The 2,098-nt window shown below is 68.6% G+C and carries 3 protein-coding genes; all 3 read left to right on the top strand.

The window, feature by feature from the left end; genetic code table 11:
• A partial coding sequence (locus ACDELDRAFT_RS21695) for an AAA family ATPase (protein WP_005800658.1) occupies positions 1–602 on the top strand: 602 nt, incomplete at its 5' end.
• The gene (locus ACDELDRAFT_RS21690) at positions 595–1,170 is read left to right on the top strand and encodes a hypothetical protein (protein WP_005800656.1); all 576 of its coding nucleotides are present in this window, start codon (positions 595–597) and stop codon (positions 1,168–1,170) included. The genes ACDELDRAFT_RS21695 and ACDELDRAFT_RS21690, both read left to right, overlap by 8 nt.
• Complete coding sequence (locus ACDELDRAFT_RS21685; protein WP_005800654.1) at positions 1,163–1,840, top strand: RNA ligase family protein; 678 nt, start codon at positions 1,163–1,165, stop codon at positions 1,838–1,840. Before ACDELDRAFT_RS21690 ends, ACDELDRAFT_RS21685 begins: the two co-directional genes overlap by 8 nt.
• Positions 1,841–2,098 lie beyond the last annotated feature (258 nt).

Here is a 2,098-nt window from a genome sequence, read left to right as displayed (position 1 = left end):
ATGCCTTGCTGGCTGACGCCCTGCACCCTGGCGCGGGGCAAGGCACGGTGCTGCGCAGCGTGTCTGGCTGGCTGCAGCGCATGGGCCTGGCCGACGGGATCGAGGTGCGGCAACTGGGCCGCTCCAGCCGCTACGAACTGCTGGTGCACAAGGACGGCGTGGCCGCCAATCTGCGCGATGTGGGGGTGGGCGTGGCCCAGGTGTTGCCCGTGCTGACAGTGGCCTACAGTGTGCCTCCGGGCAGCACGGTGCTGCTGGAAGAGCCCGAAATCCACCTGCACCCGTTGGCCCAGGCGGTGTTGGCCGAGCTGTTTGCCGAGGTCAGCCAGCAGCGCCAGGTGCAGTTTCTGGTGGAGACGCATTCCGAACACCTGTTTCGCCGCATGCAGACGCTGCTGGCGCGCCGCCAGACCACCACCGCCCAATGCCAGATGCTGTTTGTGGAGCGGCAGGGCGCCGACGCCGTGCTGGTGCCGCTGGATGTGGACGAGTTCGGTGCGGTGCGCAACTGGCCGCCGCGTTTCTTTGGCGATGCCATGGGCGAGGCGCGCGAGCAGGCGCGTGCCCGTGTGCAGCGCATGCGGGAAGCGGCGGGTGGCTGAGTTGTTCTGCGCGCCCGCCTTGCCGGCATCGCGGCTGGTGGACACCAACGTGCTCATTGTGGCCAGCGCTGCCGATGCCGGGTCGCCTTTTCGCGCCGAGGGGACGCCGGTGGACGACGCCGTGCTGCGCCAGCGCGTGTTCGACTGGCTGGAGGCTTTCGAGGCCGATTCCGCGCGCCACGCCGTGCTCGATGCCGGCTGGCAGGTGTGCGGTGAATACGGGCACAAGCTCTCGGAGCAGGACTACGGCTGGCTGGTCATGATGCACAAGATCGACCACAACGAGGTGGTCTGGGTGGATCTGCAGCTCGATGCCGATGGCAACGCCGTGCTGCCCGGCATGCTGGGCCACGCCGTGACCGACCTGGCCGACCGCAAGATGGTGGCCGCGGCGCTGGCGGCGCTTGATCGCGGCAGCGCCTGCCAGCTCACCAATGCCAGCGACACCGACTGGCTTGACTGCCAGGCGGCGTTGCGCGCGGTGGGCCTGGAAGTGGAGAATTTGTTGAACGACTGGCTGGTGGAGCGCTGGCACACCAAGCATGGAAAAAAGGCGCGATATGACTGATTTCTTCCGATTCCCGCACACCCCGCACATCGCCTGGCTGGCCACGGGGGCCCCGCGCGACGACAAGGTGCTGTCGCCCGATGAGGCCGAGGCCCTGCTGTCTGGCGAGGTGGTGCTGGAAGAAAAGCTCGACGGCGCCAATCTGGGTTTTTCGGTGTCGCCCGATGGCGTGCTGCGTGCGCAGAACCGCGGGCAGTATCTACCGCAGCCCTTCCACGGGCAATTCGCTCGGCTGGGGCCGTGGCTGGCAGCGCACGAAGACAAGCTGTTCGACGCGCTGGGCACGAACCTGGTGGCCTTTGGCGAATGGTGCGCCGCCCGCCATTCGCTTGACTACGCCACGCTGCCCGACTGGTGGCTGCTGTTCGACGTGTACGACCGCAGCACGGGCCAGTTCTGGAGCACCGCGCGGCGCAACGCGTGGGCGGCCCGCATGGGCTTCACCACGGTGCCGCGCCTGCATGCCGGGCAGGTGAGCCTGGACCAGCTGCGTGAATGGGTGCACGCGAAGCACAGCCAGTTCCGCCAGGGCAACCTGGAGGGCATCGTGATCCGGCGCGAGAACGCCGACTGGCTGGAGCAGCGCGCCAAGCTGGTGCGCGCCGATTTCACCCAGACCATCGAAGAGCACTGGCGCAGCCGCGCGCTTGAGTGGAACCGGGTCGAGTGACGCGTTAAGCACCGGGTTGCGGCGGCCCTGAGGACGGGCCGTGATCCGGCGCCCGCTAGCCAGGCGGGCAGAAACCCCGCAGAATTGGCCGACGCACCGCATAGCGGGGGCGCGCTTTGCCCCCGCCACCCTCTTTCAGGCCGAGCATGTCCATCCACGTGGATCCTCCCCGCAGTACGCCGCCACCCCTGGCCCTGGCGCTGGCGGAGGCCGCACTGCAGCGCCAGAGCCTGCTGCTGGGGAGTGGGCGTGAGGGCG

It is taken from the genome of Acidovorax delafieldii 2AN (assembly GCF_000175235.1).
Taxonomy (GTDB): Bacteria; Pseudomonadota; Gammaproteobacteria; order Burkholderiales; family Burkholderiaceae_C; genus Acidovorax; species Acidovorax delafieldii_B.
Note: the sequence above shows the minus strand (reverse complement) of the source record. Positions and strands in the feature narration are given on the sequence as shown.